At 70.1% G+C, this 22,613-nt stretch carries 24 protein-coding genes and 1 riboswitch; of the genes, 12 read left to right on the top strand and 12 right to left on the bottom strand.

Features of this window, described 5'->3' with window-relative positions; genetic code table 11:
• Positions 1-3: 3 nt before the first annotated feature.
• Entirely contained in the window at positions 4-1,230 is a 1,227-nt protein-coding gene (locus HNR30_RS23635) for an FAD-dependent oxidoreductase (protein ID WP_181612220.1), read from the bottom strand.
• A 65-nt stretch (positions 1,231-1,295) separates the two neighbouring features.
• Between HNR30_RS23635 and HNR30_RS23640 the strand changes: the two genes are divergently transcribed.
• Positions 1,296-1,880 (top strand): TetR/AcrR family transcriptional regulator, encoded by a 585-nt coding sequence (locus HNR30_RS23640; RefSeq protein WP_181612221.1) that lies wholly within the window; start codon positions 1,296-1,298, stop codon positions 1,878-1,880.
• Positions 1,881-1,898: 18 nt separating this feature from the next.
• On the opposite strand, the gene HNR30_RS50660 is transcribed toward HNR30_RS23640, so the two are convergent.
• Positions 1,899-1,976, bottom strand: coding sequence for a 50S ribosomal protein bL37 (locus HNR30_RS50660; RefSeq protein ID WP_376771764.1), 78 nt, complete (start codon positions 1,974-1,976; stop codon positions 1,899-1,901).
• Positions 1,977-2,096: 120 nt separating this feature from the next.
• Between HNR30_RS50660 and HNR30_RS23645 the strand changes: the two genes are divergently transcribed.
• The 4 genes from HNR30_RS23645 (at position 2,097) to HNR30_RS23660 (ending at position 5,912) form a co-directional block, all read left to right on the top strand.
• Positions 2,097-2,900 (top strand): DeoR/GlpR family DNA-binding transcription regulator, encoded by an 804-nt coding sequence (locus HNR30_RS23645; protein WP_181612222.1) that lies wholly within the window; start codon positions 2,097-2,099, stop codon positions 2,898-2,900.
• Positions 2,901-2,913: 13 nt separating this feature from the next.
• A complete protein-coding gene (gene galT / locus HNR30_RS23650) occupies positions 2,914-3,960 on the top strand; it encodes a galactose-1-phosphate uridylyltransferase (RefSeq protein ID WP_181612223.1) in 1,047 nt (348 codons plus the stop codon).
• Between the two features lie 67 nt (positions 3,961-4,027).
• Positions 4,028-4,167: riboswitch (cyclic di-AMP (ydaO/yuaA leader) on the top strand.
• Between the two features lie 3 nt (positions 4,168-4,170).
• Positions 4,171-5,118, top strand: coding sequence for a coiled-coil domain-containing protein (locus HNR30_RS23655; RefSeq protein ID WP_181612224.1), 948 nt, complete (start codon positions 4,171-4,173; stop codon positions 5,116-5,118).
• 140 nt (positions 5,119-5,258) lie between these two features.
• Positions 5,259-5,912 carry a class I SAM-dependent methyltransferase gene (locus HNR30_RS23660; protein WP_181612225.1) on the top strand — a complete coding sequence of 218 codons (654 nt, stop codon included), beginning with the start codon at positions 5,259-5,261 and terminating at the stop codon, positions 5,910-5,912.
• A gap of 1 nt (position 5,913) precedes the next feature.
• Here HNR30_RS23660 and HNR30_RS23665 read toward each other — a convergent pair whose 3' ends face one another.
• Positions 5,914-6,282, bottom strand: a complete 369-nt coding sequence (locus tag HNR30_RS23665; RefSeq protein ID WP_181612226.1) for an MmcQ/YjbR family DNA-binding protein — start codon at positions 6,280-6,282, stop codon at positions 5,914-5,916.
• A gap of 11 nt (positions 6,283-6,293) precedes the next feature.
• On the opposite strand from HNR30_RS23665, the gene HNR30_RS23670 reads away from it, so the two are divergent.
• Positions 6,294-6,794 carry a DinB family protein gene (locus tag HNR30_RS23670; RefSeq protein ID WP_181612227.1) on the top strand — a complete coding sequence of 167 codons (501 nt, stop codon included), beginning with the start codon at positions 6,294-6,296 and terminating at the stop codon, positions 6,792-6,794.
• 4 nt (positions 6,795-6,798) lie between these two features.
• Here HNR30_RS23670 and HNR30_RS23675 read toward each other — a convergent pair whose 3' ends face one another.
• The gene (locus HNR30_RS23675; protein WP_181612228.1) at positions 6,799-8,115 is read right to left on the bottom strand and encodes a M50 family metallopeptidase; all 1,317 of its coding nucleotides are present in this window, start codon (positions 8,113-8,115) and stop codon (positions 6,799-6,801) included.
• Between the two features lie 132 nt (positions 8,116-8,247).
• Between HNR30_RS23675 and HNR30_RS23680 the strand changes: the two genes are divergently transcribed.
• On the top strand, positions 8,248-8,850 hold the full coding sequence (locus tag HNR30_RS23680) for a response regulator transcription factor (protein ID WP_181612229.1): 603 nt from the start codon (positions 8,248-8,250) through the stop codon (positions 8,848-8,850).
• A gap of 256 nt (positions 8,851-9,106) precedes the next feature.
• Here HNR30_RS23680 and HNR30_RS50665 read toward each other — a convergent pair whose 3' ends face one another.
• The 3 genes from HNR30_RS50665 to HNR30_RS23695 form a co-directional block, all read right to left on the bottom strand.
• Complete coding sequence (locus HNR30_RS50665) at positions 9,107-9,229, bottom strand: SapB/AmfS family lanthipeptide (protein ID WP_181612230.1); 123 nt, start codon at positions 9,227-9,229, stop codon at positions 9,107-9,109.
• Positions 9,226-12,018, bottom strand: coding sequence for a class III lanthionine synthetase LanKC (lanKC, locus tag HNR30_RS23690; RefSeq protein ID WP_181612231.1), 2,793 nt, complete (start codon positions 12,016-12,018; stop codon positions 9,226-9,228). The genes HNR30_RS50665 and lanKC overlap by 4 nt, the downstream gene beginning before the upstream one ends.
• A gap of 121 nt (positions 12,019-12,139) precedes the next feature.
• A complete protein-coding gene (locus HNR30_RS23695) occupies positions 12,140-13,255 on the bottom strand; it encodes a PP2C family protein-serine/threonine phosphatase (RefSeq protein WP_181612232.1) in 1,116 nt (371 codons plus the stop codon).
• Between the two features lie 118 nt (positions 13,256-13,373).
• Between HNR30_RS23695 and HNR30_RS23700 the strand changes: the two genes are divergently transcribed.
• Positions 13,374-14,603: a GNAT family N-acetyltransferase gene (locus tag HNR30_RS23700; protein ID WP_181612233.1), complete on the top strand. Its 1,230-nt coding sequence runs from the start codon at positions 13,374-13,376 to the stop codon at positions 14,601-14,603.
• Positions 14,604-14,610: 7 nt separating this feature from the next.
• Positions 14,611-14,754 carry a hypothetical protein gene (locus HNR30_RS23705; protein WP_181612234.1) on the top strand — a complete coding sequence of 48 codons (144 nt, stop codon included), beginning with the start codon at positions 14,611-14,613 and terminating at the stop codon, positions 14,752-14,754.
• 30 nt (positions 14,755-14,784) lie between these two features.
• Here HNR30_RS23705 and HNR30_RS23710 read toward each other — a convergent pair whose 3' ends face one another.
• Both HNR30_RS23710 and HNR30_RS23715 read right to left on the bottom strand, forming a co-directional pair.
• Positions 14,785-15,468: a vWA domain-containing protein gene (locus tag HNR30_RS23710; protein ID WP_181612235.1), complete on the bottom strand. Its 684-nt coding sequence runs from the start codon at positions 15,466-15,468 to the stop codon at positions 14,785-14,787.
• Between the two features lie 131 nt (positions 15,469-15,599).
• The gene (locus HNR30_RS23715) at positions 15,600-16,073 is read right to left on the bottom strand and encodes a ribose-5-phosphate isomerase (RefSeq protein WP_181612236.1); all 474 of its coding nucleotides are present in this window, start codon (positions 16,071-16,073) and stop codon (positions 15,600-15,602) included.
• Between the two features lie 68 nt (positions 16,074-16,141).
• On the opposite strand from HNR30_RS23715, the gene def reads away from it, so the two are divergent.
• Both def and HNR30_RS23725 read left to right on the top strand, forming a co-directional pair.
• Positions 16,142-16,627 carry a peptide deformylase gene (gene def / locus HNR30_RS23720; RefSeq protein WP_181612237.1) on the top strand — a complete coding sequence of 162 codons (486 nt, stop codon included), beginning with the start codon at positions 16,142-16,144 and terminating at the stop codon, positions 16,625-16,627.
• Between the two features lie 10 nt (positions 16,628-16,637).
• Positions 16,638-17,366: an SDR family oxidoreductase gene (locus HNR30_RS23725; RefSeq protein WP_181612238.1), complete on the top strand. Its 729-nt coding sequence runs from the start codon at positions 16,638-16,640 to the stop codon at positions 17,364-17,366.
• A gap of 8 nt (positions 17,367-17,374) precedes the next feature.
• On the opposite strand, the gene HNR30_RS23730 is transcribed toward HNR30_RS23725, so the two are convergent.
• Positions 17,375-18,778, bottom strand: a complete 1,404-nt coding sequence (locus HNR30_RS23730) for an aldehyde dehydrogenase family protein (RefSeq protein WP_181612239.1) — start codon at positions 18,776-18,778, stop codon at positions 17,375-17,377.
• Positions 18,779-18,817: 39 nt separating this feature from the next.
• Positions 18,818-19,438 (bottom strand): mycothiol-dependent nitroreductase Rv2466c family protein, encoded by a 621-nt coding sequence (locus tag HNR30_RS23735; protein ID WP_181612240.1) that lies wholly within the window; start codon positions 19,436-19,438, stop codon positions 18,818-18,820.
• Between the two features lie 60 nt (positions 19,439-19,498).
• Here HNR30_RS23735 and pepN point away from each other — a divergent pair, with 60 nt between their 5' ends.
• On the top strand, positions 19,499-22,000 hold the full coding sequence (gene pepN, locus HNR30_RS23740; protein ID WP_181612241.1) for an aminopeptidase N: 2,502 nt from the start codon (positions 19,499-19,501) through the stop codon (positions 21,998-22,000).
• 31 nt (positions 22,001-22,031) lie between these two features.
• Here the strand turns inward: pepN and HNR30_RS23745 are convergent, their stop codons facing one another.
• Positions 22,032-22,598: an RICIN domain-containing protein gene (locus tag HNR30_RS23745; protein ID WP_181612242.1), complete on the bottom strand. Its 567-nt coding sequence runs from the start codon at positions 22,596-22,598 to the stop codon at positions 22,032-22,034.
• Positions 22,599-22,613 lie beyond the last annotated feature (15 nt).

A 22,613-nucleotide genomic window follows, 5' to 3' on the forward strand; every position in this document is an offset into this window, starting at 1 on the left:
GGCTCAGGCGAACGCCTTCTCCCTGAGCCCGGGGAAGCGCGCCGCCGTGCGCAGGAAGGCCTTGAAGCCCATCCTCGCCAGGCGCCTGTCCGACACGAACGACTGGGCGGCCTTCAGCGAGTCACGGACGGCCGCGAAGCCGTACTGGCGCATCTCCTGCTCGTAGCGGCCGATCGCCTCGACCGTGCCGTCGTCCAGCGCGGCGCACAGCAGCGCGGCGTCGCGCAGCGCGATGTTGGCGCCGATGCCGCGCATCGGCGTCATGCTGTGGATCGCGTCGCCGAGCAGGGTGATCGTGCTGGGTTCCCAGGCCTCGACCGGGACCGAGGTGCGGATCGGCAGCAGGCTCACGGTGTCGGGGTCGCTCAGCTCGACCAGGCGCCGCAGGTCGGGGTGCCAGGTCGCGACGAGACCTGAGACCGTGGCGCGAAGTTCCTCGCCCGGCATGCGCGCGAGCCCGCCGGGGAAGCGCTCCGCCGATGCGCCGACCGCCCACAGGATGTAGCTGGAGTTGTTGTCCATGAGGGCGCCCTCCTGCTCGGTGCGCCCGATCTCGCCCACCGCCTCGGCGACGTCGTGGGGTGCGCAGAACATGCCGAATCCGGGCGGCGGCAGGATCATGTTGGGCCCGTCGGCCAGGCGCGGAGCGATCAGCCCGCGGGTGCGTGGCGTCAGGGGGAACTTGCCGGCCACCGTCGTGATCCCGGTGTCGACGCGCTCGGCGTGAGGGAGGTACTGCCGTCGCACCCGCGAGGTGCCGCCGTCGGCTCCGACCACGATGTCGGCCACGCAGGTGCTGCCGTCGGCGAAGTGCAGCGTCGTGGTGCCGTCGGCGTTGCGCTCGTAGCGTTCGTACTTCTTGCCGAAGCGCACCACCTCCTCCAGGCCCGACAGCAGGACCTGCCGCAGCGTGATGCGGCTGACCGAGTAGTGCTCGGCGTCAGGGGGCGTCTCGACGAGCAGCAACTGGCCGAGCTGCTCGGTGAGGAAGCCGAAGTCCTGGCCGCCATGGCCGGTGGTGGCCAGGAACGTCCGCCACAGCGGCTCGGGCAGGCACTGGCGCAGCGCCCGCGCGCCCTGGGGGTCGATGTGCACCCGGTAGCCCTGGAGCCGGTCGGACGGGGTGCGGTCCCGCTCGAAGACCGCGACGTCGACGCCCTTGCCGTGCAGGCCCTGCGCCAGGCAGAGGCCGCCGATTCCGCCGCCGATCACGGCGATGTGGGTTCTCATGCCACCGACTATCAACCATATGGATAATTCTGTCAACCATCCGGATGGTTGATAAACTGCGGCGCATGAGAAGAGCGCCTCAGGACAAGCAGCGCGACGCCGAGCGCACCAAGGCACGCATCCTCGAAGCCGCCGTCGAGGAGTTCGGCGCCAAGGGCTTCGCCGGGGCACGGGTCAGCGAGATCGCCGCCCGCGCGGGCATCAACAAGCAGCTGATCTCCTACTACTTCGGCGGCAAGGAGGGCCTCTACCAGCACGTCGTGGCCCAGTGGCGAGGGCACGAGAGCGCCTTCGCCGAGCCGGGCCAGGACCTCGGCACGCTCATCGCCTCCTACGTACGGGCCAACGCGGCCAACCCCGACTTCGGCCGGCTGATGGTCTGGGAAGGCCTCGGTGAGGCGCCGCCCGACCCGGCGTTCGTCGAGGAGATGCGCCGCAACGTGGACGAGCTGCGGCAGCGGCAGGAGGCGGGCGAGCTGCCCGGCGACGTGGACCCGGGCGCGGCGATGATCGCGATGTTCGCCATGTCGGCGGCGGGGGTCGTCTTCCCCCAGCTCGCGCAGGCGGTCACCGGACTGGGGCGCGAGGAGTTCGGCGAGTTCTACGCCGAGCAGATGGCGCGGCTCGTGGGTGCCTGGCGCACCCCCTGACACCCGCGAGCCGTACGGCTAGCGCGAGGCGGGGCGCTTGCCGTGGTTGGCCTTCTTCTTCTTGCGTGCCCTGCTCTTGCGTGCTCGCTTGGCCATGGCACCTCCAGAGGGATGTGGTGTAGGTCACAACGTCTCGCGGGATCGGGGCCTGGTCAACCGCTCACACTTCAACACCGACGTGTCATAATTTGGTGGAATGTGTTGGAAGGAGGCCCCATGCTCGCACAGCAGCGCCAACAGACCATCCTGGAGCGTGTCCGGCGGCACGGCGCGGTCAGGGTCGCCGAGCTGGTGCGCGACCTGGGCGTCTCCGACATGACCATCCGCCGCGACCTGGAGGTGCTCGCCGAGCGCGGGCTCCTGGAGAAGGTCCACGGTGGAGCCACGATCACCGGTCCCGGCTCCACCGAGGAGCCGGGCTTCGCCGCCAAGACCAGCCGCCAGCAGGCCGAGAAGGAGGCGATCGCCCGCCGCGCGGCCCAGCTCGTCCGGCCAGGCACCGCGATCGCCCTGTCGGCGGGCACGACCACCTGGGCGCTGGCCCACCACCTGATCGACGTGCCGGAACTCACCGTGATCACGAACTCGATCCCCGTGGCCGAGGTCTTCCACCGCGACCAGCGCGACGACCGCACCGTGGTGCTGACCGGTGGCGTGCGCACGCCCTCCGACGCCCTCGTCGGCCCCGTGGCCGTGGCCGCCATCAGCAGCCTGCACGTCGACACGGTCTTCCTGGGCGTGCACGGCATGAGCCTGCGCGCCGGGTTCACCACCCCCAACCTGCTGGAGGCCGAGACCGACCGGGCGCTCGTGGCCTGCGCCGCCCGCCTGGTGGTGCCCGCCGACCACACCAAGTGGCAGACGGTCGGCATCAGCACGATCGCCGAACTGTCCCGCGCCGACGTCGTCATCACCGACGCCGGCCTGGACGAACAGGCGCGCCTGGAGCTCTCGGAGCGCGCCGGGGAACTCATCATCACCGGAACGGCGAACCGGGACGGAGAGAGCGAGACCATATGAACGGGGATTCGAAGTGAAGCGCACCATCACGCACCTGGCCGACGGCAGGGAGCTGATCTACTTCGACCGTCGCGACGACGCTGACCGCAGCGCCGTGGACCACCGTCCGCTGGACCCGCGGCCGCTCGCCTCGGAACTGCGCTTCGACCCGCTGACCGAGGAGTGGGTCGCCATCGCGAGCCACCGGCAGACGCGCACGTTCCTGCCGCCCGCCGACGAGTGCCCGCTGTGCCCGTCGAGCGAGGGCCGCGCGTCGGAGATCCCCGCCTCCGACTACGACGTCGTCGTGTTCGAGAACCGCTTCCCGTCGTTCTCCACCAACCTGGGCACCTATCCGGAAGGCTCCAGGCCCGGCGTGGGCCGCTGCGAGGTCGTCTGCTTCACCTCCGACCACGACTCCAGCTTCTCCCGGCTCTCCGACGAGCAGGTGGGGCTGGTCATGGAGGCCTGGGCCGACCGTACGGCGGAGCTGTCCGGCATCGAGGGCGTGGAGCAGGTCTTCTGCTTCGAGAACCGGGGCGAGGAGATCGGCATCACACTCCCCCACCCCCACGGGCAGATCTACGGCTACCCGTACGTGACGCCGCGCACCCGGCGCCACCTGGCGGCGGCAGCCAAGAACCCCACGCTCTTCGCCGACGTCCTGCGGGCCGAGCGTGCGGGACCACGGGTCGTGGCCGCCAACGAGCTGTGGACGGCGTTCGTGCCGCACGCCGCGCGCTGGCCGTTCGAGGTGCACATCTACCCGCACCGCCAGGTGCCCGACCTGCCCGCGCTCACGCAGGAGGAGCGTGCCGCCTTCGCGCCGCTCTACACCAGCGTCCTGCGCGCCTTCGACAGGCTCTTCGACGTGCGCATGCCGTACATCTCCGCCTGGCACCAGGCGCCGGTCCGTCAGGGCCGTGACCTGGCCTATCTTCACCTGGAGCTGTTCAGCGTCCGGCGCGCGCCCGGCAAGCTGAAGTATCTGGCCGGATCGGAGTCGGCGATGGGCGCCTTCGTCAACGACGTGCCCCCGGAGACGGCCGCCGATCTTCTGAGGTCTCAGGTAGATCTCTAAGCGGTCTCGGCTTGGAGTCGCGTTACCTCCGTTTTACCGTTAGTATCCCTCTCGCACCGGCTGTCACAGCCGTAGCACGCCTAATCCCGGGCGCGTCGCCCGGGAACCGGGGACCCATCGCACCTCGGGGTGAATCCACTTCGGTGGTAGGGCAGCTCTCCGCGCCCGAACCCGTCAGCTAACCCGGTCGGCAGGAGGAGAGGAAGGCTATTGGCGGCCAAGTCCGCGACTCTGACCGCCGTGCTCTGCACGGCGGTCGCGCTCGCCGTCGGCGGTTCCCCCGCCGCGGCCGACCCCAAGCCCAGCGAGTCGAAACTCCGCTCCGAGCTGACGGCACTCGACAAGAAGGTCGACAAGCTCCTCGAGAGCTACAACGCCAAGCGGGTCTCCCTGGCCAAGGCTCAGCAGGACGAGAAGGCCGCCAGAGACCGCCTCGCCCGGGCCGAGGCCCAGCTCGCCGACGCGCACAAGCTCATCAGCCAGATCGCCCAGCTCCACTACCAGGGCAACCCCGGCGTGACCCCCTTCCTCACCCCCGACTCCAGTGCCGGCGCCGCCGTGCTCAACGAGATCACCGAGGAGCAGAAGGCGGCCATCGCCGGCGTCAAGGCCGGCCGCGACGCCAAGCAGCAGGCCGCCGAGGAGGCGACCGCCCTGGCCGCGCAGATCAAGACCGAGACCTCCGAGCTGGCGAGCCAGCGCAAGGAGGCCGAGAAGCTGATCGACGAGATCAAGGACAAGCTCGAGGACCTCGTGCCGTACGGCACCGGCCGCCGCTCCGACGGCAGCTTCGCCCCCGAGCTGCCGAGCGGCTCCGACAACATCACCCCGCGCACCCGCCTGATGCGCGCGGAGGTCCAGAAGAACTTCAACCTCCAGTTCTCGGTCGGCTGCTACCGCGTCGACAACAGCGGCGAGCATCCGCTCGGCAGGGCGTGCGACTTCATGATGAGCTCCGGCGGCGCCATGCCGAGCGCTGCGGGCAACACACTCGGCGACCAGGTGGCCGCCTGGGCGGTGAAGAACATGGACAAGCTGGGCGTGAAGTACGTGATCTGGAAGCAGCGGATCAACCAGGGCAGCGGGTGGCGTGCCATGTCCGACCGGGGCAGCATCACCGCCAACCACTACGACCACGTGCACATCTCGATGCTCTGACCAGCCGTGCCCCACCCAGGTATCTGGCGCGGACGCCTGGGTGGGGTGCTCTTCTCGTACGGCACGCACGGGTCACGCGACGGGTCAGCTCGCAGTGAACCTGACCCCTTCGCCCCCGTTCACCGGGTGAAGCTGATCGCATGAAAGCTCGTTACGACGGCCTGGCCGACTGGTACGACACCTGGAACTCCTCCTTCTACCGCATGAACTACGCGCCGCTCGCCGAGATCCTGGGCCCGGGCGAAGGGCTCTGCCTCGACCTCGGGTGCGGCACCGGGCAGTACTTCGAGGTCATCCGCGACACCGGCCGTGTCCCGCTCGGCCTCGACCGGTCCGCCGACCAACTGCGCCTGGCCAGGACGAGGACAGGTGGGCCACTGCTCCAGGCCGACGCCGGGCGGCTTCCGTTGCGCGATGCGAGCCTGCCTGCCGTGGTGTCGGTGTGGACCTCCACCGACCTGCCCGACTTCCCCGCCATGCTGCGCGAGGCCGCCCGCGTGCTCCTGCCCGGCGGGGTCTTCGTCTTCTACGGCGTGCATCCCTGCTTCAACGGGCCGCACGTGCAGGTGATGGAGGACAGGGTCGTCGTCCACCACACCTACCGGCAGCGGGGCTGGCACGAGCGGGCGCCGTGGTGGAACGCCGAGGGTGTGCGCGACCGCGTGGGGATGAACCACCTGCCGCTGCCGGACTTCCTCAACGCCTTCATCGCCTCCGGGCTGACGATCGAGCGCGTCTACGAGCCACGCGAGCACGCCGTGCCGAACATCCTGGCCGTACGCGCCCGCGCCTGACTCACGATTCCGGGTGGTCGGCGTTCAGCCTCGCCACCAGCGTCTTGGGCGCCACGCAACGGTAGGCGTCGGCGACGATCTCGCCGATCTCCTTCCAGTCGACCTCGACGTCGAGGTAGACACCCAGCCAGCCGCGGTGCCCGACGTACGGCGGGCGGAAGTAGTGCTCGGGATCCTCGGCGATCAGCTCCTCCTGCACCCCCGAAGGCGCCGCGCACCAGAACGCCAGCCGGTCGTCATGATGGTGGTCGGCGTACATGACGAACGTCTTCTTACCGCGCACGAACCAGGTCGGCTCACCGTGGCTGACACGTTCCGTGGCCTCCGGCATCGCCATGCACCGTCGGCGGAGCTCCTCCAGCGGGTCCATAATCAAACGTTATGACACGCGCTGAGACCCCACACATCGCTCCCGAATTCGAGACGTTGAAGGCCTTCCTCGACCACCAGCGCGACACGCTGGCCTGGAAGTGCGAAGGGCTCGGCGACGAGGAGCTGCGGCAGCAGAACATCGAGCCTTCGCCGCTGTCGCTCATGGGGCTCCTGCGCCACATGGCCGACGTGGAGCGCGGCTGGTTCCGCCGCGTGATCGCCGGCGAGAACGCGCCCGCCCACTTCTGGCACCCCGACGGGAGCGAGAGCGACTTCACGCGGGCCGCCGACGACACCGGCGAGTCGGCCTTCGCCCTGTGGCGGGAGGAGGTCGCCGCCTCCCGCGCCATCGGCGAGAAGGTCACGCTCGACGACGTGGTCATCCACCCGCGTTCGGGAGGGCGGTACTCCGTACGGTGGATCTACGTGCACATGATCGAGGAGTACGCCCGCCACAACGGCCACGCCGACCTGCTGCGGGAGCGGATCGACGGGGCCACGGGCGAGTAGCGGCTCAGCCGGTCAGCTTGACCGGGTTGACCAGGTCGGCGTACACGAGCAGGCCGGCCATGAACATGAAGACGAAGGCCAGGGCGTAGGTGAGCGGGAGCACCTTGGCCACGTCGACCGGAGCGGGCTCGGGGCGCCGGGCGATCCGGGCGAAACCGCGCTTGAGCCCCTCCCACAGGCCTCCGGCGATGTGCCCGCCGTCGAGCGGCAGCAGCGGGATCAGGTTGAACAGGCCCACCGCCAGGTTGAAGCCAGCCAGCAGGTTGACGAACACCAGCAGCTTGTTCTCGACCGCGATGTCCATCGTGGCGATCTCGCCGCCGATGCGGCCGATGCCGACCACGCCGATCGGGCCGTTCGCGTCGCGCTCGTCACCCGAGAAGGCGGCGTTCCACACGCCCACCATGCGCTGCGGCAGGTTGATCAGCGACTCGCCGACGTGCGCCACGGTCTCCCCGAACTCGGTGACCAGGTAGGGGAAGTCCTTCTGCTCGATCACGACCTGCGGCACGACACCGAGGTAGCCCACGCCCTTGTCGATCTTCTTCGGGTCTTCGACGTTGGGCATGTCCTGCGCGATCAGCGCGACCTTCAGATCCTGGAGCTTGCCTTCACGCTCGATGCCGAGGGTGACCTGCGAGGCGCCCGCCGCGCGGATGCCGTCTCTGACCTGCTCCCAGCGGGTGATCGGCGTGCCGTTGAAGGAGACGACCTTGTCGCCCGGCTTCAGGCCCGCCTGCGCCGAAGGCGTCTTGGGATCCGCCGCCGTGCACGCCCGGTTCGGCTCCTTCTGCTGGACCTCCGCGGAAACCACGCACTGCTGCACCTGGGCGAGGACCGGCTTGAGCGTCTGCACGCCCATGACCATGTAGACGACGCCGAACAGCACGAACGCCAGCAGGATGTTCATGAACGGGCCGCCCGACATGATGATGACCTTCTGCCACCACTTCTTCCGGTAGAAGACCCGGTTCTCGTCGCCCGGCCGCACCTCCTCCTGGGCCAGGTCGCGAGCCTGCTCGATCAGGCCCTGAAACGGTCCGGTGGAGGTCTGGCGCACCTTGTTCGGGTCGTCGCCCGGGCGGGGCGGAAGCATGCCGATCATGCGGATGTAGCCGCCGAACGGCAGCCACTTGACGCCGTACTCGGTCTCGCCCTTCCGCTTGGACCACATCGTCGGCCCGAACCCCACCATGTACTGCGTCACCTTGACGCCGAAGAGCTTGGCGGGGACCAGGTGCCCGATCTCGTGCAACCCGATCGACACCATGAGCCCGACGAGGATGATGAGAATCCCCGCCAGGAAGATCAACCAGTCCATCCACACCCTCCCGTTGGCCACAGACTAGTCGAAGTCTCCACGCCTGAACCGCTTGCGCACGCTTTGCCAAGTCGAGAGACTTCGTTGACAGTGCGCAGTCACTCGATCACCCTGAGACATGTGGGGAGTGCTTTGATCCGGATCCTCGTCGCCGAGCACGTGCCGCTGGTGCGGCGTGGCCTGGTCGCCTCGCTCGAGGCCGAACTCGACCTCGTGGTCGTCGCCGACGTCGGCAGCGGGGAGGACGTCGTCCCCGCCGCCCTGACCCTGCGGCCCGACGCGGCGGTCATCGACCTGGAACTGCCGGGCGACGGCCTGGCCGTCACGGAACGGCTCCACGAGAAGGCGCCCGCATGCCGCGCGCTGATCCTCGCGGCCCAGCCCAACCCCGGTCTCGTACGGCGGGCCTTCGCCGCCCACGCGCTCGGCTTCCTCAGCCTGGACGTGGCACCCGAACAACTGGCGGAAGGGCTGCGGCAGGTCGCCGCCGGCCGCCGGGCCGTCGAGCCCGACCTGGCGATCGCCGCGCTCGAGTCGGCGTCGAACCCCCTCACCAGGCGAGAGCTCGAGGTGCTGCGGATCGCTGCGCGGGGTGCGCGCTCGGCGGAGATCGCGGACGCGCTGTTCCTGTCGGTCGGGACGGTGCGCAACCACTTCTCGCGCATCATGTGCAAGACGGGCGCGCGCAACCGCCTCGACGCGGTGCGGATCGCCAGCAGCTCGGGCTGGCTCTAGAGCTTCGAGCGGACTCGCTCCAGCCTCAACCGCATGCTCGACGGAATCGCCCACCTCATCGCCATTTCTCCAGGCAGGAGCGCGTTCTTCAGGCGCCCCCTCCGAGAGGACACGAGCTCCCTCGGGCGCCACTCTCCGGGAGGGGACGCGCTCCCTCGGGCGTCGGCCGGGACGATGTACGGCCAGCCCGCACGATGTGACCGAGCCCCGGGGGAACCGCGCCGCTCCCCCGGGACCCGGAGTCCACGAGGCCGAGTCAGCAGAGCAACAGGCTCAGCCAGCTCGCGCCTCCGCCACAACACCGGCTGTAGCAGCTGTCGAAGCCGCCGCCGGGAGTCTCGGGCTCGAGCCCTTGAAGATCGAGGAGCGCCATCCTCATGCCTCCGTCTCAGGGCCGGGAACCGCCATCAGGGGCAACGTCACGGGCGAATCGTGCAGCGCCGCGCCGACCGCGAGCAGGACGCCTGCCGTGCCCGTGGCCAGATCCATCGACAACCGCAACAACCGCTCGCCGGGAAAGGCCAGGTTGGCCTGGTGACGCAGGGCGTGCCAGCCCAGCGCCTGCAACTGCGCCTCGACATCGGGATCATCATCGAGGCCGCCAGCAGCGCCGACAGCACCGCCGACAGCAGCGCCACCCCCGAGGCCGCCAGCCAGCCCACCACCGGGACCACCACCCGAGCCCCCACCGGGACCGCCACCGAGGCCGCCACTGGAGCCGCCACTGAGGCCGCCGGGACCCCCGCTCGGGCCGCTAACGAGGCGGCCGTCGCCGCGATCCCCGGCCGCGTCGCCGCCGAGACCCCCGGCCAAGTCGCCGCCGAGGTCGCCAAGCGAGCCGCCGCCCAGACCCCCACCGGGGCCGCCAGCGAGGCCGCCGCCGAGGGGGCCGCTGGGGCGGTGGCGGGCGAGGTAGGCCAGGACGCCGGCTCGGCCGCTGAAGAGCCCCGACTGGACGTAGAAGGGCGACCGTGCGGCCAGGTCGAGCGCCTGGTAGGCGGACGACAGCTCCGCCGACGGGTGGCGGGCCAGGTGTTCACCCAGCACCCAGGCCAGCCCGACGCTGCCCCTGTCGAGGTAGGGCATGGTGCGCCAGCCCTCGTCGACCTGGAGGGAGCCGTCGTTCTGGGTGCGGCAGCGGGCCAGGTCGAGCCGGAGCGCGCGCTCGGCCAGCGCCGGCTCCCCGGCGCGCAGAAACAGCAGCGCCGGGCCGCTGGCGCCGTGCATCAGCCCCGCGTGGGGGAAACGCTCGGACTCGAGCCGGGAGGCGACCAGATCGACGACCTTCAGCGCCTGGGTGTGCAGGTCGGCAAGCCCCAGCAGGCCCGACAGCTCCAGGAGGCCGAGCCCGATCCCCGACAGCCCGCCGTACAGCCCGAGGCCGAGCGACTGCCAGTGTTCGCGCGCGACGATCTCGACGAGCTCCAGCGCGCGCTCGTGGTGGCCGAACCTGGCCAGCACGTGGGCGATGCCGTGCAGCCCGTCGTAGAAGCCGAGCCTGCTGCCCGGCCTGACGGCACGATCGGAAAGCCATGTTTCATACTCCGGATAGCGTCCTGCTCCGACGATGTCGAGAGCGTAGAGAACGCCTGCGGCGCCGTGGGCGAGGTTGAGCCCGCCTGTGGAAAACTGCTCGATGTCGCCGGGGAAGAGCCGGTCGTCGCGCTCGGGCGTGGCCGAGTCGAGGATCGCCCTGGCCATCGAGCGCCGCAGCACCGGCCAGCGGGCGGGGTCGGGCAGCGTGGCGGAGTGCCAGGCGGGGATGTGCCTGATGGCGCGGTCGCCGGTGATCGTGCGCACGGCGTCGTCGAGGAACTCGTCGCTCACCGGGAAGCCGTTCCTGATCACCTCGGCGAGCTCCACGGCCTTGACGCGGTCGATCTGGAACAGCTCGGTGACCGGCAGGAACAGTGCCAGCCGGAGGCACGCCATGGCGTAGCGGTCGATGTCGGCGCCGGTGACCCCGGCGGGTGCGGCGAAGCCGGGGCTGGCGAGCGCGGCCCTGTCGATGTCTTCCAGCGGCATCGCCAGCTCGTAGTCGACGAGGGCGATCCGTCCGTCCTGCCGTACCAGGACGTTGCTCAGGTGCAGGTCGCCGAAGACCAGCCCGCGCGCGTGGATGCCGGCGACGGCCTCCTCGACCTGGGCGCAGATCCCCATCGCCCACGCCGCGTAGGCGGCGCGGTCGCCGCCGGCCTGCCCGGCCAGGGGGTAGCGATCGCCGAAGACCTGGTTGAGCGGCCGGCCGTCGATGTGCTCCATGACCATGAAGCGGTGGTCGCCCACGGTGAACTCGTCGATCAGCTCCGGCACGGCGCCGAGGCCGGCCAGGCTGGACAGCGCGTCGCGCTCGCGGCTCAGCCGGGCCACCGCGTCGTGCCCCGCGAAGTCCAGCCCGGCATGCGGCCGGGCCTCCTTCAGCACCACGTCGCGTCCCGTGCGCCGGTCCTTGCCCTGGTAGACGCCGCCGCCGTTGGAGAAGTGCAGGACCTTGTCGATGCTGTACGGCACGCCGTCGAAGGTGGTGGCTCGCCGCGCGATCAGGTGGGGTTCGAGGAAGTGCGGCAGGTGCACCCAGGGCGGCGGCGCGAAGACGGGGCCGCGCCGGTCGGGCACCAGGGTTCCGTCGGGGGCGGCGATGGCGGGCTCGATCCTGCCTTCCGGGGTGAGGCAGTGGCGTTCGGCGATGCCGCCGTAGCGCACGTAGAGCGGCCCTTCGCCGATGCGCAGGTCGCTGAGGATGTACGGCCCGCGCCGCCCGGCCAGCAGCGTGCCCAGCTCCTCGGTGACGCGCTCCAGTTGCGCCTCGTCACGCGGGTAGATCGCGGCGAGCTTGCCGCTCGCGCCGCGGTCGGCGTACTTGGCGTTGCGCAGGTGCAGCAGGTGGCGGGCGCGCAGGAACTTGAAGGGCAGCTCGTGCTCGAAGCAGTACAGCCACACCTGCTCGAGGACCTCTTCCGCCTCGTCGAGGGTGGACGACACGTGGATCTTCCAGCCCTGGTCGGGCAGGACGGCCGCGATCGGCCGGTAGATCACCCAGTCGTCGCGCTCGGAGCGTTCCCAGGCGGCGGGGGCGGTTCGGGAGCTCTGGGAGAAGGCGGAGGGTCCGGTGGGGGCGTCGTAGAAGACCGGGTCGGACAGGCAGTAGAGCTCGTATCGCTTATCCACGGAAATTCCACCCCCTTCCGGCTGTTGTCATCATGAGGATTTCAGGCAGTCCTCACCCCAGCCAGTGACCATGCGCACAATCTGCACATGGTCCATTACATGGAGTAACCCGTGTGATTTGTCACGGGCGCCAGATGAGCACCAGCGCGCAGTCGTCGTTGTGCCCGGACGACATGGCGTTGACCAGCGCACGCGCGCCGTCGCGGAAGCCGGACGGCAGCAGCCGCTCCGCCTCGCCCAGCAGCTTGTCGAGCCCGGCGTCGATGTCGCGGCCCGGCTGCTCGATCAGCCCGTCGGTGTACAGCAGCAGCGCGTCGCCCTTGCGCAGCACGCCGCTGTCGGGCTCGCAGTGCAGGTCGGGCACGACACCCAGGACCACGCCCTTGGCCGAGGCGATCTGCCAGCTGCCGGTGCCAGAGTCGAACTTGACGACCGGCGGGTGGCCGGCGGAGGTGATCGTGTATTCGCCCGTGGACAGGTTCACCCGCACGTGCACGGCGGTGACGAAGCCCTCGTCGCCCTTCTGCCGGTGCAGGTAGGCGTTGCACGCCTGCAGGAAGTCGCCGACCGAGCCGAGCAGCCCGCCGAAGGTGCCCGACAGCAGCAACGCCCTGGTGCCCGCGTCGACGCCCTTGCCGGAGACGTCGACCAGCGCGATCTCGACCTGGTCGCCGTCGCGCATCGAGACGACGAAGTCGCCGCCGAACGACGACCCGCCCGCCTGCTTGAGCACGACCTTGCCGCCCCAGCTCTTGGGCAGCGCGGGCAGCTCGCTCTGCCTCTTCAGGCGGTCGCGCAGCTCCAGCAGCATCGCGTCGCCGCGCAGGCCCTGCACGCCGAGCTTGCCGCGGGTGCGCGCCATCAGCGCGGCCAGCACCGCCGTGAAGCCGATCGCGGCCATGAGCCCCACGCCGATCAGGCCGCCGCCCTTGGCGAAGGCGACGTAGCCCAGCGCCACCAGGACGACCACCAGCAGCTTGGCCAGGCTGCGCAGGCGCAGCTGCAGGCCGCCGATGAGGATCACCGGGATGAGCAGGGCCGGCGAGAACAACTCCAGGCTGACCCGCGCTCCGAGCCCGCCGATCAGCAGGGTCACCACGCACAGGGTGATCAGGAGGTTCCGGTCGCGCGCGAGAGGTCCCCGCCGCAGGAAGCGCACGACGGGCACCAGACCTGGCACCCGCACGAGGAACGCGCGGAGCCGTGGCGGGATCAGCGGCGCCGGACGGGAACTCATGATGCGCTCGACTGTATCGGTCTGGCCCCTCCTTGGGCAGCCCACTTGACCAACGCCTTGATCATTAAGCACGGATATTGGGTGGCCGTCCGTCTTTGTCCAGACCTACGGTGGTTGGATGACGTACCCGATTCGCCCGATCACCGAGGCGGAGTACCCGGCCTACAGCTCGGTGCTGACAGAGGCCTTCGGCTGGACCCCCCATCCCGACCAGCGGGCGCGCTGGCAGTCCGGCACCGAGTTCGATCGCACCCTGGCCGCTTTCGACGGCGACCTCATCGTCGGTGTCACCGGCATCTACACCTTCTCCATGTCGGTGCCCGGCGGCGCCGACCTGCCCGTGGCCGGTGTCACCGCGGTCAGCGTGCTGCCCTCGCACCGCCGCCGCGGCATCCTGGCGTCGCTGATGCGCAGGCAGCTGGCCGACGTGCACGAGCGCGGCGAGCCTCTCGCGGCGCTGTACGCCTCGGAATCGGTGATCTACGGCAGGTTCGGGTACAGCAGGGCGGCCGACGAGCTGTACCTCTCGATCCCCACCCACAAGGCCGCCTTCGTCCGGAACGCGCCCGTCGACCCGGCGCTTCGTATCAAGGTGATCGCGCCGGCCGACCACCGGGCCGACTTCGAGGCGCTCTACGAACGCGTACGCGCCCGGCGCCCGGGACAGTACGCCAGGAACGACCACTTCTGGGGCGCGGTCCTGGCCGACGAGGAGTACCACCGCCACGGCGCCAGCGACCTGCGCGGCATCCTCGCCGTCGACGACTCGGGCGTCAGGGGCTACGCCCTGTTCCGCGTCAGGAGCAACTGGAACGACGGCGTCGCCGCCAACGAGGTCCAGGTCAACGAGGTGTACGCCACCGACCCCGCCGCCTACGCCCTGCTGTGGCGCAACCTGCTCGACCGCGACCTCACCGTCACCGTCAGCGCCTGGGGCCGCCCCGTCGACGACCCGCTCACCCAGCTGCTCGCCGACAACCGCCAGCTGCGCGCCCGCTGGGGTGACGAGCTGTACGTCCGCGTGGTCGACGTCGAGAAGGCCCTCGCCGCCCGCGCCTACGCCGCGCCGGTGGACGTGGTCATCGACGTCACCGACGACCTGTGCCCCTGGAACGCCCGCCGCTGGCGCCTGACCGCCGACGTCTCGGGAGCCGAGTGCAAGCCCACCGAGGAGGAGGCCGACCTCACCCTCCCCGTCGTCTCGCTGGGCGCCGCCTACCTGGGCAAGGACGCGCTCCAGGCGCAGCTCGAGGCGGGGTTGCTCGCCGAGCACACCGCGGGCGCCGTACGGCAGCTGGCCGCGGCCATGGCGTGGAGCCCGAAGCCCTGGGCGGGACTCGTGTTCTAATCGGGGTATGGCTTTGCAGAGTTTGCAGATCACGCCGGTGATCGCCATGCGCGCCCGCGACGTGTCACGGCCCACCCCGGAGCAGCAGGAGGGCGCCGACCGGCGCCCTCTGCGTGATGAGATGCCGAAGGCGGCTCATCGCAAGAAGTGAACGGCCGGTCTCTGGGGGAGCCGGGCTCCCTCAGAGACCGCCCGCGATGAAGTTGATGACCTCGGCCATCTCCCATTCCTCCAGCCCGGTCCCGGCCTGGGAGGGGAAGAAGCCGACGTTGTTCCATTCGTCGGCGATCCTGTTCCAGGGCTCCTCGTCGGGCGCGAAGATCAGCATGCGTTTGGCCGCGTACTCCATGACCGCGTCCTGGCCGCTGGTGGCGCCCCATTGTGCGGCCAGTTCCTCCATGCTGGAGGCGATCCCGGCCGGGTAGGTGGAGGCCTTGCGTCCGGTGCCCAGGGGGTGAGCGGGGGCGTCGGTGAACATCACGACGACATGGCGCCGCTCCTCGAGTCCGCGTTCCCAGGGCGACCGCACGGCCATGGCGAGAGCCTCCAGCCCTGACTCCGGTGCGTCGCCGCCGTCCTCGGCGCGTAGCCCGCGGACGAACCTCTCGAACGTCTCGGACTGCTCCGGGATCGTCAGGAAGCCGGTCTGTTCGATGGCGTTGTCCGCCTTGTCGGCGAAGTCGCGGAAGGCGATCACCCGGATGCGCAGGCGGGCGATGGACGTGTTCTTGCGTGCCATGGCGTCGCCGAGCTGTTCGTGGAAGGACAGCGCGCCCTCTCGCACGGTGTCGATGACCGGCGCCATGCTGCCGGTGACGTCAACGCATAAGACGATGTCCACGGCGTACTGCGGGTTGCTCGACACGGCGTGCTCCTGTCTCCGGGCGTCCGGGCGGGCCGGGATGGCCAAGAGTGCAACGAACGGGAGCGAGCCCGAGTTCGTGTCGCGTTCGTGTCACGTTCGTGTCACGGAGGCAGGAGCACGGACGACGGCCGTCAGTTCTCCGGCAGCGGAGGCAGCTGGCCGATCGTCTCGTAGGCGGCCAGCTGCGCGATACGCCTGCTGTGGCGCTCGGCCCCCGAATACCGCGTCGACAGGAACACCTCGACGAACCGCGTGGATTCGTCGAGGGAGTGCATCCGCGCCCCGACGCTCACCACGTTGGCGTCGTTGTGCTCGCGCGCCAAACGGGCCGTCTCCTCGCTCCAGGCGAGGGCGGCGCGGATGCCGCGCACCTTGTTCGCGGCGATCTGCTCGCCGTTGCCCGAGCCGCCGATGACGACGCCGAGGCTGCCCGGGTCGTCGGCGACGCCCTCGGCGGCGCGCAGCACGAACGCCGGGTAGTCGTCCTCGGCGTCGTAGACGAACGGACCGCAGTCGGTCACCTCGTGGCCGTGCTCCTTCAACCAGGAGACGAGGTGGTTCTTCAGCTCATAGCCGGCATGGTCGGCACCGATGTACACGCGCACGCGGCAAGTCTTTCACAGTCGCTAGAGTAAGAGGCAGCAACCCTGGACGACCCTTACGGGAGCGACACATGCGTGAGATCCGCGTCATCGGCGACCCTGTCCTGCGGACCCCGGCCGAGCCCGTGACGGTCTTCGACAAGGAGCTGCGCCGCCTGATCGACGAGATGTTCGAGGCGATGTACGCCGCCGACGGCGTCGGGCTGGCCGGTCCACAGATCGGCGTGTCGCGGCGATTGTTCGTCTACGACTGCAGCGGGCGCAAGGGCCACCTGATCAACCCGGAGCTCACGATCGACGACACCGACGAGGTGCTCGACCACGAGGGCTGCCTGTCGGTGCCGGGACGCGACACGGGCAAGCCCCTGTACGCCTCCACACCGCGTGCGGCCGGGGTGCGCATCAGCGGGGTCGACCGGCTCGGGAAAACCGTGCAGCTGCGCGCTCGCGGCCTGCTGGCACGATGCTTCCAGCACGAGACCGACCACCTCGACGGCAAGCTGTACATCGACCACCTGCCGAAGGACGAGGCACGAAAGATCATGCTCAAGGCGTAGGTTCTTCCGCATGGGCACTCTCTCCGGCAAGCACGCGGTGGTCACCGGCGGTTCCAGAGGCATCGGCAGGGCGATCGTCGAGCGCCTGTGCGCCGAGGGCGCCCAGGTGGTCTTCACCTACCTGCGCAACGAGGCGGCCGCCGAACAGGTGTCCGTGCGCACCGGCGCGCAGGCCGTCCGTATCGACCTGGGACGCAGGGCCGACGTGGACCTGATGTTCGCCGAGGCGCGCAGGCGGCTGGGCCGGCTCGACATCCTGGTCAACAACGCGGCCATGAACGACACGGGCGTGGTGAGTGAGTACGGCGAGGAGCTGTACGACCAGATGATGGCGACCAACACCAAGGCGGTGTTCCTGGCGATGCAGTGGGCGGCCAGGACGATGCGCGAGGGCGGCAGGATCGTCAACATCTCGACGCTGAACACCGATCTGCCCGCGCCGGGCACGGCGGTCTACGCCGCGAGCAAGGCGGCCGTCGAGCAGTTCGCCCGCGTGCTGGCGCGCGAGGTCGGGCCGCGGGGCATCACGGTGAACTCGGTGTCGCCCGGCGCGGTCGACACCGAGCTGCTGCACTCGACGAACACCCCCGAGGCGCTGGCGCAGGTGCAGGACTTCACCGCCCTGCGGCGGATCGGGCAGCCCGACGACATCGCGGGCGTGGTCGCCTTCCTGGCGGGCCCGGACGGCCGGTGGATCACCGGTCAGACCATCCGGGCCACCGGAGGCCTGCTCCTGTAGCGGCGACGCTAGAGCTGGAGCGCCTTGGTCTCGAAGTACTCCTCCAGGCCTTCCTCGCCCAGCTCCCTGCCGATGCCCGACTGCTTGTAGCCGCCGAAGGGCGCCTGCGGGTTGAACGCCCCGCCGTTGATCGACACCTGGCCGGTGCGCAGGCGGCGGGCGACCGCGATCGCGGCCTGCTCCGTCTCGCCCCACACCGCTCCCGCCAGGCCGTACGGCGTGCCGTCGGCGATGGTGACGGCCTGGTCGACGCCGATGAACGGGATGATCGACAGCACCGGGCCGAAGATCTCCTCCTGCTCGATGACCATGCCGGGCTCGACCCCCGCGAACACGGTGGGCTCGACGTAGAAGCCGCGCTCGTGGACGGTCTCCGTGCCGCCGGTGACCAGGCGGGCGCCCTCCTCCTGGCCACGGTTGATGTAGCGCACGACACGGTCACGCTGGCGGGCCGAGACGAGCGGGCCGAGGCGGGTGCCCTCGTCGAAGGGGTCGCCCACGGTGTACTTGCGCGCGGCCTCGACGGCGAGCCGTACGGCCTGGTCGTAGTCGTCGCGGTGGACGATCATGCGCGACAGGGCCGAGCAGGTCTGCCCGGAGTTGACGAACGCGTTGGCGACGCCCACCTTGACCGCGGCGGCCAGGTCGGCGCCGGGCAGGACGAGGTTGGCCGACTTGCCGCCGAGCTCGAGCGCGACCTTCTTGACCGACTCGGAGGCCAGCGCGGCGACGCGGCGTCCCGCGAGGGTGGAGCCGGTGAAGGAGACCATGTCGACGGCCGGGTGGGAGGCGATCGCCTCGCCCACGACCGGGCCCGCGCCGCTGACCAGGTTGAACACGCCGGGCGGCAGGCCGATCTCGTGGAAGATCTCGGCCAGGGCGTAGGCGGCCAGCGGGGCCACCTCGCTGGGCTTGAGCACCACGGTGCACCCGGCGGCCAGGGCCGGGGCGACCTTGCAGACGATCTGGTGGAGCGGGTAGTTCCAGGGCGTGATCGCGCCGACCACGCCGACGGGCTCCTTGAGCACGAGCGAGTTGCCCACGCGCCGCTCACGCGGGTGCGACTCCGCCAGGTGGGCGTATCCGGCCATGACGGTGGCGGGCAGCAGGGTCTGGACCTTCAGCGCGAAGCCGTACGGCGCGCCCATGTCGGTGGCGATCACCCGGGCGATGTCGTCGGCCCGCTGCCGCAGCAGGTCGGAGGCGGTGGCCAGCAGCTTTCCGCGTTCTTCCGCGGCCGTGCCCGACCAGGAGCGGAAGGCGGCACGGGCTGCTGATGCGGCCGCGTCCACGTCTCCTGGGGCGCCTGCGGGCACCCGGTCGATGATCTCCTCGGTCGCGGGATTGACGACGTCTATCCCCTCACCCGAGACCGAGGCGGTCCATGTCCCGTTGATGTAGAGCTGCCGCATAGCCCCCATCCTGGCGTGCTGCCGGCGAAAAGACGAGCGTCAGTCGAAGGCCGGGTCGGTGGTCCTGCTGCGCTTCAGCTCGTAGAAGAATTCGTAGCCGGTGACGGCCAGGACGCCGTCCCACAGCCTGCCCGCGTCCTCGCCGCGAGGGATGCGGCTGAGCACTGGGCCGAAGAAGGCGTTGCCCTCCACGGCGACGACGGGGGTGCCCACCTCCTGGCCGACCAGCTCGATGCCGGCGTGGTGAGACTTGCGCAGCTGCTCGTCGTAGTCGGTGACGTGCGCGGCCTCGGCGAGCGAGGCGTCGAGCCCGGCGGCCTCCAGCGCCTCCACCAGGACGTCGCCCAGCTTCGAGCGGTCCTTGTTGCGTGCCTCGTTGTGCCAGCGGGTGCCGAAGGCGGTGTAGAAATCGGCCATGGCCTGCTGGCCGAAGCGCTGGTCGACGGCGGTGGCCACGCGCACCGGCTCGATGGCGCGCCTGATCATGCCGCGGTAGCTCTCGGGCACGTCCTTGTCCTCGTTGAGGACGTTGAGGCTCATGATGTGCCACTGGATCTCGATGGGGCGCACCTTCTCAACTTCGAGAAGCCATCGTGACGTGATCCATGCGAAGGGACAGAAAGGATCGAACCACAGGTCCACCGGAGTCTTGACAGTCATGTCAGGCCATAACCTTTGATGTGAACAGCGATATTCCATGAGCGACAACAGGAGCGGAACTTGGCAGGCAACCTGACCCGGGCGGAGGCGCGCGAGCGCGCCCGGCAGCTGACGGTCGAGTCGTACGCGGTCGAGCTGGACCTCAGGGTCGGGGAGGAGCGCTTCGACAGCATCACGACGGTCCGCTTCACCGGGCTGCAGCCTGGCGCGTCGACCTTCATCGACCTTCACGGGGCCACCGTCCACAAGGCCACCCTCAACGGCGAGGAGCTCGACGTCGCGTCCTACGACGCCGAGAAGGGCCGCCTCCCCCTGCCGGAGATCTCCGAGCGGAACGAGCTGCGCATCGAGGCCGACTGCGCCTACATGCGCACCGGGGAGGGCCTGCACCGCTTCGTCGACCCGGTCGACAAGAAGGTCTACCTTCACAGCCAGTTCGAGACGGCCGACGCCCACCGCATGTACGCCTGCTTCGACCAGCCCGACCTCAAGGCGACGTTCGAGCTGACCGTGCACGCGCCCGACGAGTGGAAGTGCATCTCCAACTCCCCCGCCGTCAAGAACGGCAACACGTGGAGCTTCGAGAAGACCCCGCGCATGTCGACGTACATCACCGCGCTGTGCGCCGGGCCCTACCACGAGGTGCGCAGCGAGCACGACGGCATCCCGCTGGGCCTCTACTGCCGCGAGTCGCTGGCGCAGTTCCTCGACGCCGACAACATCCTCGAGGTCACCCGCCAGGGGTTCGACTTCTTCCACAAGGTTTTCGGCGTTCGCTACCCGTTCGGCAAGTACGACCAGCTCTTCGTGCCGGAGTTCAACGCGGGCGCGATGGAGAACGCCGGCTGCGTGACCTTCCTGGAGGACTACGTCTTCCGCTCCCGCGTGACCGACGCCGTCGTCGAGCGCCGCGCCGAGACGATCCTGCACGAGATGGCGCACATGTGGTTCGGCGACCTGGTCACCATGCGCTGGTGGGACGACCTGTGGCTGAACGAGTCGTTCGCCACCTACGCCTCGGTGCTGTGCCAGGCCGAGGCCACCCGCTGGGGCCAGGGCGCGTGGACCACCTTCGCCAACGTGGAGAAGACCTGGGCCTACCGCCAGGACCAGATGCCCAGCACCCACCCGATCGCCGCCGACATCGTCGACATGCAGGCGGTCGAGGTCAACTTCGACGGCATCACCTACGCCAAGGGCGCCAGCGTTCTCAAGCAGCTGGTGGCCTACGTCGGGCTCGACAACTTCCTGGCCGGCGTGCGCGACTACTTCACCGAGCACGCCTGGGGCAACACCGAGCTCAAGGACCTGCTCGCGGCGCTGGAGCGCACCTCGGGGCGCGACCTGTCGAGCTGGTCGAAGGAGTGGCTGGAGACCTCGTGGGTCAACACCCTGCGGCCCTCCTTCGAGGTGGCCGACGGGAAGTTCACCAGCTTCGAGGTGATCCAGGAGGCCCCGGCCGACTACCCGACGCTGCGCTCGCACCGCATCGCCATCGGCCTCTACAACGGCGGCAAGCGCGTCAAGAGGGTGGAGCTCGACGTCGTGGGCGCCCGCACCCAGGTCGCCGAGCTGATCGGCGCCGAGCAGCCCGATCTGGTGCTGCTCAACGACGACGACCTGACCTACGCCAAGATCCGTCTCGACGAGCGTTCGCTGAACACCCTGGTCGAGGGCGGCATCAGCAGCTTCGAGTCGTCGCTGCCCGCCGCGCTGTGCTGGTCGGCCGCGTGGGACATGACCCGCGACGGCGAGCTGCGTGCCCGCGACTACGTGCAGCTGGTCTGCAAGGGCGTCGGCGCCGTCAAGGACATCACCGTCCTGCAGGCCCTGCTCAACCAGGCCCGCATGGCCACCCAGCAGTACGCCGACCCGGCCTGGGTGGGCGAGGGCCTGGCCCTGCAGGCCGCGACGCTGCGCTCGCTGCTCGACGGCGCCGAGCCCGGCTCCGACCACCAGCTGGCCTACGTCAACGCGCTGTCGCAGGTGGCCGTCTCCGACGGGGATCTCGACTTCCTGGCCGCCGTCCTCGACGGCTCGGCCGTGCCGCAGGGCCTGTCGGTCGACGCCGACCTGCGCTGGACGCTGATCCGCGCGCTGGTCGTGGGCGGGCGCCTGGGCGAGTCCGACATCGCCGCCGAGCTCAAGCGCGACGCCACCGCGTCGGGCGAGCGTTCTGCCACCACGTGCCGGGCGAGCATCCCGACGGCCGAGGCGAAGGCGGCCGCCTGGGAGACCATCCTGGAGTCCGACGCCGCCAGCACCACCTTGCGCGCCACGGTCGCCGGGTTCCAGGAGCCGCACCATGTCGAGCTGCTGGTGCCGTACCGGGAGCGCTACTTCGCCGAGGTCGGGCGCGTCTACAAGGAGTGGACCTTCGACTCCGCGGCGCGCTTCGCCAACGGCTGCTTCCCGGTCTTCCTGATCGAGCAGGAGACCGTCGACGCCGCCGAGGCGTTCCTGGCCGACGACGAGGTGCCCGCGGCGCTGCGGCGCATGATCGTCGAAGGTGTCGACGGCGTACGGCGGGCGATCCGCAACCGCGCCACCGACCAGGCGTGATCCAGGGGGCCCGGCCGCGAGGGCGGGCCCCCTACAACCAGGCCTGCTGCCAGGCGTAGCCGCAGGGGGCCAGGCGGGGCGCGATGCCGTTGCCCCACTCGCCCCGCGTGACCTCCAGGCACCGGCCCGCCGCGAGGTTGCGCAGCGACAACCAGCCGTCCTCGCGCAGCGCGAGCACCCAGCGCTGCGTGGGGGCCGCGGAGCAGGCGTTGATCACCACGGCGCCGCCGACCGCGTCGAGACACTTGCCCGCGGCCAGGACGTTCTCCAGGGAGATGGTGGAGCCCTGCGCCTGCCGCACCTTCCAGCGCTGGTTCTCCACGCCGTTGGGATGGTCCATCGCGCCGGGCACGCGGAACGACCACAGGTGCACGCGCGAGCCGTCGCCGGTGCCCCACTCGGCCACGTCGAGCACCCGGTTGCGGGCGTCGAGGCCGCCGGGCCCCTTGCTGAAGATGCCACCCGCCGCGAGCTCGCCCTGGAGGTAGCCGCTGAGCACGGCGCCCGCTCGGCGCACCGGCTCGCCCTCGCGCAGGTCGAGCTGCCAGTAGGCGAGCGCGGCCAGCAACACGACGACGCCGGTGACCCTGGGGAGCATGGGGCCATCATCGGG

It is taken from the genome of Nonomuraea soli (genome assembly GCF_013761175.1).
In the GTDB taxonomy this organism is placed as follows: Bacteria; Actinomycetota; Actinomycetes; order Streptosporangiales; family Streptosporangiaceae; genus Nonomuraea; species Nonomuraea soli.